This is a genomic window from Bacteroidales bacterium, from assembly GCA_018334875.1.
Classification (GTDB): Bacteria; Bacteroidota; Bacteroidia; order Bacteroidales; family UBA12077; genus JAGXLC01.
Map to the genome: position 1 here is coordinate 14,114 of JAGXLC010000047.1, position 8,157 is coordinate 22,270.

General features: G+C 43.2%; 5 protein-coding genes. 2 read left to right on the forward strand and 3 right to left on the reverse strand.

Features of this window, described 5'->3' with window-relative positions; translation table 11 throughout:
* From KGY70_06140 to rbfA, 3 genes are all read right to left on the reverse strand, one after another.
* Window positions 1-2,618: immunoglobulin domain-containing protein (locus tag KGY70_06140; protein ID MBS3774746.1), on the reverse strand; the 2,618-nt coding region annotated here is incomplete at its 3' end.
* Window positions 2,619-2,850: 232 nt separating this feature from the next.
* A complete protein-coding gene (locus KGY70_06145) occupies window positions 2,851-4,089 on the reverse strand; it encodes an ABC transporter permease (GenBank protein MBS3774747.1) in 1,239 nt (412 codons plus the stop codon).
* 2 nt (window positions 4,090-4,091) lie between these two features.
* A complete protein-coding gene (gene rbfA, locus KGY70_06150) occupies window positions 4,092-4,457 on the reverse strand; it encodes a 30S ribosome-binding factor RbfA (GenBank protein ID MBS3774748.1) in 366 nt (121 codons plus the stop codon).
* A 243-nt stretch (window positions 4,458-4,700) separates the two neighbouring features.
* On the opposite strand from rbfA, the gene KGY70_06155 reads away from it, so the two are divergent.
* Both KGY70_06155 and cysS read left to right on the forward strand, forming a co-directional pair.
* Complete coding sequence (locus tag KGY70_06155; GenBank protein ID MBS3774749.1) at window positions 4,701-5,513, forward strand: patatin-like phospholipase family protein; 813 nt, start codon at window positions 4,701-4,703, stop codon at window positions 5,511-5,513.
* Between the two features lie 92 nt (window positions 5,514-5,605).
* Window positions 5,606-7,081: a cysteine--tRNA ligase gene (cysS, locus tag KGY70_06160; protein MBS3774750.1), complete on the forward strand. Its 1,476-nt coding sequence runs from the start codon at window positions 5,606-5,608 to the stop codon at window positions 7,079-7,081.
* Window positions 7,082-8,157: the final 1,076 nt, after the last annotated feature.

The window sequence follows — 8,157 nt, forward strand, 5'->3', positions numbered from 1 at the left end:
GCATCACTTGTACGGGTTCCGCAGGTGTTGGAGACTTCAACACGGTAATCTCCTGCATCGTTGTTAGAGACATCGCTGACCGTATAGCTGTCCGAAGTGGCCCCGCTGATGGAACTCCAGCTTCCACCGGCATTCGTATACCACTGGTAGTTCAGCGGTGATTCACCGTCGGCTGATACATTGAAAGTGGCATCTTCTCCCTCACATACCGTCTCATCTGAGGGATGGGAGGTGATGGTCACCGTATCCTGAACGGTCAGACTTACTGTATCACTATACTCCTCTCCACAATCTCCAACCACATAAACACGGTAAAACAACTCATCACTATCTGATACAGGATCTATCGTTAAATTCTCCGTATCTTCCCCACTGATATTCGAGCCGGAAACATCGCTCCAATTACTTGATCCATCAGGGCTGGACTGCCATGTATATGTAAGGCTAACGCCATCAGCTTCTACAGAAAACTCTGCCATAGAAACTTCACAAGCTGTTTCATTCACGGGATCTTGTGTAATCTCCGTTTGAGTCACTGAATCCACTACCACATCATCACCCTGTTTCACACAATCGTTTTCATCTATGGCATATGTCTCATAAGTATCCGGGGCCAAACCCGTAAAATCGCCGTCTTCATCCCACCCTGAACTGGGAATGGTATTTCCTGTTGAGGTAGCTACCAACTGAAAATCTTTGTCTCCTGTTCCGCCGGAAGCACTTAATTGTATTTCTCCATCATTTGTGAGTGCACAACTAGCCTCAACATTATCCACCGATATGGAAATTTCCGATGGGATGCTATCTCCATAATAAGTTTCATTAAATATAAGATTAAAATCTCCGGATTCACAACCATTCGCGTCCTTAACCGATACCGTGACTATGTCGTCTCTTGCGATACCTGTAACCACCGATGAATCCGAACCTACAATAGTTCCGTTAACCTCCCAGGTATACTCTACATAAGGTGGTGTACCTCCACTGGGATGAGCTTCCAGTGCGGCATCGCTTGAATTGTAACAACTTAACGCCTGAACACAGGTGACGGAATCTATAACAACGGCATCAGGTTCTTCAACAGTTCTTGAGGTGCCATCCCAGTTGCTATGATCATTATCATCATAAAGATAAAGATTATAGGTTCCGGCAGAATAACCGGTAAAAGCTACACTGTCTGAAGAAGTAACTAAATCTTCAATTAAATTATCATCAGAATCCCTGACTTCATAAAGATAATCTCCGCTTCCGCCACTTGCAAGCATGTAAATTATTCCATCACTGCCTCCATTACAGGTTACTGAGTCTGTATAAGCCGTTAATTCAACATCTGAACCTCCGTTTTTTAATGAAGCGGAGGAAAATGTATTATATTCCAATCCACCGGAGTTAAAATTTTCCGAAGCATTTTCTCCCTGCAGGAAAATGCTCGATTCTCCCGCATCAAAATCTAAATTTTCAACGCTTTTAAAATCCCATCTGCTTACGGTAACATCTGAACGGCCCATATCCAGCGATCTTCTTTCCGTTCCCGTCGTCTTGAATGTTTCACCTGTTACCTCATAATCATTGGTATTTAGTGCTCCGCGTTGAAGTTGGATGTCTCCTGAAGTATTCAAGTCATTTTGAAGGGACCATCCACCGCCCGGTCCGTCAAAAATCACATCGGAATGGAGTTCAGGTTGTATGTCAATGGTGTTGTTTTCATTTTCCGCCTTCATCAGGAGATCACCATAATATTCATTGCTGAGTTTTTCGGGCAGTTTTAGGGAGCCATAGACTTTAAGCTCAGCACCCGTCCATTTATTAAAAATGAAATGCCGGCTATTAAGCCCACCCTGAGGCCGCACATTTTTCCAAACAAGATCTTTACAAGCTGCTTCTCCCTTAATTTTTATAGATTGGCCGGGATCAGAAAAAGAATTGTGATCGATGATCACATCATCATTTCTTGTCGGCACTCCGGCTCCACCCGGGCCACCGCTACTCTTCGCCCAGTGAGAGGGATCATCCCAATTCCCGCTTCCATTTACCCAGTATAATTCAGGGTTTTCAGAATCTCTTTGATCAACCTTTGAATCACCCATTCCATTAGAAGGAAAAGCAGAAAAATTCAGAAAATCAATATCCTGTATATATCTCGTCCCAAAACCGGAAAAAGAATGTGTCAGGGAACTGAACCCTGGCCGATGTCTGCTCCCCATATAGGAATTACCGGAAATAAATGCATTATTGGCAAAAGATTTAGTCCTTATAATATTCCCTGTCGCCGATGAAAAATTTCTCCTGTATTTATTTATTTCTTTAAAGAAAGAAAGATCGGATTGATGCAGAATCGGATCGAACCAGGAAGGAAAAATTAAAAACCTTTCCGAAAGTATATTCCCGGAGGATGTTGCTTCTTCGGTAAATTTATTGGTCGTTTCGCGATTATTATATCTCAGCCGGACCCCGGAATTGCCCACAAATTCACCTGTATCTGCCAAATGTGCAGTAATAGATGCATGGCTTCTGCCGGATGGTCCATATGATTCTTCGGAATGTATGGTCTGCAAACAAAGAAATGAAAGTAAAACAAAGAAAAATAGAGAGATACAAGGCTTTAATCGTCCGGACATGGGGTCAAAATTTTGATTATTAATAATCTGCTGTGCATTGTTAATAAACTTCTACGATAACAAGTGTTTTTTGTTGCAAAAAATCAGGCTATCATACAATACAGCCTAATTTTTTTCAACATACCGAATTGTTATCATTTACGGAAAGGTCTGGCTGTGTTGAAAACTTTTTTATAAGAGCGGGAAATTTTTTGATTAAAAGGCGGTATTTAATGACGAATATATAAAAAGGTTAGATGTTTTCTCTTATTTCGGCTGTCACATATTTACGGGTAATATACCGGACGGGATACCAGGCAGCAATAAAACCAATGGTCAGCACGGTGATAAAGACGCCCAGCACATCGAGCCACTGGATTTCCACCGGGTAATAATCCACCACGAAAGATCCCGACTCTCCCAAACGCAGCAATCCAAAGGTTTCCTGCAGCCAGGATATGAAGATGCCGATGCCCGTGCCCACCAGAGCACCAATGACAGATATCATCCACCCTTCCAGGAAAAAGATCCGCCGGATGGTTCTCAGGCTTGCCCCCAGATTTCTCAATATAATAATATCCTCTTTTTTATCGATGATAAGCATGGTCAGGGAACCGATAACATTGAAAGAAGCAACAATGAGAATAAATGTCAGAATCAGAAAGATATACCATTTCTCGGATTGCATCACTTTATAAAATACTTCATGCTGTTCATACCGGTTCTTTACCTCATAATCACTCCCCAGGATTTCTTCCAGCCGGCTTTCCACCTGGTTCATATTATATTCATCACCTACCTTGATCTCCACGGCTGTTACCTCTTGCTGATAATCAAGCAGGTCTCGTGCAAAGTCAATGGGAACAATTACATATTCAGCATCATACTCAGGCTGGGTGGAAAAAATACCCGAAGGAAAAATATACTTTCGGTTGAAGGCTTTGCGGGGATTGATCATAGAGGACTGTCCCCTTTCGGGAACATAAATATTGAGAGGCTCCATAAAGTTCAGGCTCACCGAGAGAAAATAGGCCAAACCCTGTCCAAGAACAGCCATATCTTTATTTTCATCTCGCAGTAAAAATTTACCGTTGGTAATCATGCTGTCAACCCCGGATAATTTCACAAAATCGTCCGGCACTCCCTTGACCCTGCCAATATATTGTTTTTCATCATACCTGATCAGGGCATTTTCTTCCAGTACACCACAAAAAACCTCCACACCGGCCAGATTCTTAACTTCCTTAAAACGCTCGTCATCATCCACTACAAATGTTTTTCCCCTTTCAGGGGTAATTTTAATATCCGGATCAAAAGCATTATAGGTGGATTTGATAAGATCTTCAAAACCGTTGAATACGGAAAGTACTACAACCAAAGCCATGGTGCCCACCATAACACCAATAACCGAAACCAGAGAAATGATGTTGATCACATTTCTCAGCTTTTTGGTCAGAAAATATCGTTTCGCTATAAAAAACGGAAAATTCACGGTCAGTCTGATTTCTTGTCGTTGTTTTTATCCTTGTTCAGTAACCTGTCAATGTTATCAATATAATCCAGTGAATCGTCTATAAAAAAGTTCAATTCAGGAATTCTGCGCACCTGATGCCTGATCCTGTTTCCAAGCTCATAGCGAATTTCACTGCTATACTGCTTAACCAAGTCCAGGGTCTTCTCATTATTCTGACTCGGATAAATGCTGAGATAAGCTTTGGCAATCAACAGATCAGGCGAAATCCGGACCACCGTAACGGTAATCATCTTCCCATCAAAATGGCTTCTGCTTTTCTTCTGAAAAATATCGCCCAGCTCTTTCTGAACCAGTCTTGCAACCTTCTTCTGCTTGGTAGTAGCCATAGTTCCTCCCTTTCTTAAAAACTTAACCTCAAAATTAAAGGTTTTTGGGTAAAGATTTATACATTTATCCTTTACATTAGAACAAGCCCAAAAGACTCGTAATCTAATAGCTTAAATTACAAACAAATATACAGGTCTAATGTAAAAATTTTTTCATCGCAAGGCTTTTGTGCCGAAAATTTTTCTGTAATTATTTTTATTTGCATTTCAAATGAAGCGATCAATAAGTTAAAAACAGAAAATATGAAACTATATTCCTTATTCTCAAAAAGGACAAAAAAGTACCACACCGGGCTGGTATTGAGCGGAGGAGCAGCGCGCGGCTTTGCCCATATCGGAGTTCTGAAAGCCCTCAATGAAAATGGCATCTTCCCTGATGTTGTTTCCGGAGTCAGTGCAGGTGCTCTGGCCGGTGTCTTATATTGCGACGGATATAAGGCGGAAGAGATTTTTAACATCTTCAGGGATAAAAACCTGATGAAATTTGCCACCATCACCATTCCCAGAGACGGATTGCTGGGGATCGAAAACCTGAAAAGGGTACTTGAGACCACCCTTCATGCAAAAACTTTTGAGGAGCTGCAAATACCTTTCTATTGCAATGCCACCAACCTAAATGACGGCATTTCTGAATATTTCCATGAAGGCGAACTGATAACAAAAGTTATCGCCTCCGCAAGCATACCTGTGTTGTTCAAGCCCGTCTACCTGAACAACACCACCTATACCGACGGCGGAGTGATCGATAATTTCCCTGTATACCCCATTCAGGATAAAACAGAACACATTATCGGAGTACATGTTAATCCCACCGGTAAAATGCAAAGCATAAAAAGCCTGGTCAAAATAGCGGAAAGAAGCTTTCATGTGATGGTCAACTCAAGAGTCAAAGAAATGGCGGTCAACTGCGATCTTTTCATCCAGCCTGATGGTCTTGATCAATACGGATTGCTCCATGCTTCTGCGGGAAAGGAAATGTATGAGCTGGGGTATGAAAGCACAATGAAAATACTGAAAAAGAAATTCCTCAAAAAGTTCTACATCAAAGCATCATGATTTAAACCAGTCAACCTGAAAAACATAAATAATTTTAATCATTGCTCCACAATACTTTTTAACTTTGCAGTTCATCAAATCCATACCGGAAAATGAGTAAGGAACTTTACATTCATAATTCATTAACCAGAAAAAACGAAAAGTTCGAGCCTTATAAGCCGCCTTACGCAGGATTATACGTATGCGGACCTACGGTGTACGGAGAAGCGCACCTCGGCCATGCCCGGCCGGCAGTTACCTTCGATCTGGTATACCGTTACCTTTTGCACCTGGGCTATAAAGTTCGTTATGTACGCAACATTACCGATGTAGGCCATCTGGAAAGCGATGCGGATGAAGGGGAAGATAAGATCGCCAAAAAAGCCCGTGTAGAAAAGCTGGAACCGATGGAGATCGCCGAACGATATATGCGAAGCTACCACAGGAATATGGATCAGATGAATGTTATGAGGCCCAACATCGAACCCAGGGCCTCCGGACATATCATCGAGCAGCAGCAGTTGGTCAAAAAGATACTGGAAAGCGGCTTCGCCTATCTCCGCAACGGATCGGTATATTTTGACGTTGAAAAGTACAACCAACAATACAATTACGGAAAGTTATCCGGCAGAAACATAGAAGAGCTTAAAACCAATACCAGAGCGCTTGAAGGACAGGAAGAAAAAAAGAACCCATTTGATTTTGCCCTTTGGAAAAAAGCCAACCCGGAACACATCATGCAATGGCCTTCAGAATGGGGCAACGGCTATCCGGGCTGGCACCTGGAATGCTCGGCCATGAGCACAAAATATTTGGGTGAACCTTTTGACATCCACGGAGGGGGTATGGATCTGCTTTTTCCACACCATGAATGCGAAATTGCCCAGTCAACCGCTTCCAACGGCAGAGAATCGGTCCGTTACTGGATGCACAACAACATGGTTACCATCAACGGGCAAAAGATGGGTAAATCCCTGGGCAACTTCATTACACTCAACCAATTCTTTTCAGGGGAGCACGAATTTCTAAAGAAACCCTACAGCCCGATGACCATCCGGTTCTTTACCCTACAAGCCCATTACAGAAGTCCACTCGACTTCTCCAACGAAGCATTGCAGGCAGCCGAAAAGGGTCTGGATAAACTTCTTAAGGCCGGAGAACTCATTGATGATCTGGAACCGGGAGCAGAAACCGACTATGACCTGAACCAGGCAGAAGAAAAATTATACCAGGCCATCAATGATGATTTCAATACACCGGTGCTGTTTTCCCATATTTTCGATCTGGTCCGCTTCATCAATTCGGTGCACAACGGAAAAGCCCGGATCAAAAATAATGACATCCAAAAACTAAAAGACCTATACAACGCATTTGTCCATGATATCCTCGGTCTGGAACAGGAAGAAGAACAAGGTCCCGACAGCCAATTAACCAGGGAGCTGATCAATATGATCCTCAACATAAGACTGGAGGCCAGAAAGAACAAAGACTTCGAAACCGCCGACAAGATCAGGGACCGGCTTGAGGAACTGGGCATTGAAATCATGGATAAACCCGATGGATTTGACTGGGAGATCAGGAAGAAGTAGTAATGAGTAGTGAGTGAATGAGCAGTGAGTGAATGAGTAGTAGGGAGTAATGAGCATGTGTAGAGCCACGTGGCGTGGGTCAATTAGCGGCACGAAAGAACGAAAGCACGACGGAACGTCGGTACAATGGAATGAGAAGAGGGGAAAGTAGTGAGTAGTGATGAATAGTAGTGAGTTGCTTGGGAGTGAATGAGTTTTGAGTGATGTGAGTGAGGAGGTTCGTATTTGCAATCCATGGAAAAGAAAGTCCACGAATCCGTCAGGGGCCGGACAAGTTTTCACGAAGGGGTACTTCCGAAGTACCCCCTCCCCCTTCTGAAGTACCCCCCTCCACTTCAGAACTCAAACGATCAAGGTAAAAACTCGACACATCGAGATCAAACCTCGACATACCCCCTTCAGAACTCAAACGACCGAGTAAAAAACTCAAGTTTCCGAGTTCAAAGCAAGGATATCCCCCTCGAAGAAGTACCCCCTCCCACTTCAAAGCTCGAACAACCGAGTTCGGAACTCGATCATTTTAGGTAAAAGGTCGGCCGTTTGAGTTTTTAACCGGTTACCCCCACTTCGGAAGTGGATCATTCAAGTAAAAAAGAAACAATCAAGAGATCAGAGATCAGATATCAGAGGTCGGAGGTCGGAAGACAGAGGTCAGAGATCGGAGGTCAGAAGACTGAGGTCGGAGGTCGGAGATCGGAGATCGGAAATGACAGGGCGAAAGTGCGAAAAAACGATGGTACGAGAGAACGAAAGTGCGAGGGGGCGATAGGGCGAGGGAGTGGATGAAGAAGTTAGTGAATGAGTGGCGGAGCGTGTTGTTTAAATATTAGGTTTTTACACATAATTTTTTCGGATGGTTGATCATTACTCACTACTTAATACTCACTACTTTTCCCGCCTTTTCGTCTCCCACGGTATTCCGCAAGATTATTCATTTTTTCTGCCAGTCTCTGAGACATGCCACGGCATGTCTCTACACAAATTTCCAGTCTCATCAAACTCCTGTCAAACCCGTCTGTCGGGCAGGCAATCAAACCTTCAAACTTTTCACCTTATCTTCTCGTCTTCCCGTGTCA

What these genes read in the sequence shown, in the direction of transcription:
- cysS (MBS3774750.1), top strand. Translation starts at nt 5,606, where the DNA reads ATGAGTAAGGAACTTTACATTCATAATTCATTAACCAGAAAAAACGAA.
- KGY70_06155 (MBS3774749.1), top strand. Translation starts at nt 4,701, where the DNA reads ATGAAACTATATTCCTTATTCTCAAAAAGGACAAAAAAGTACCACACC.
- rbfA (MBS3774748.1), bottom strand. Translation starts at nt 4,457, where the DNA reads ATGGCTACTACCAAGCAGAAGAAGGTTGCAAGACTGGTTCAGAAAGAG.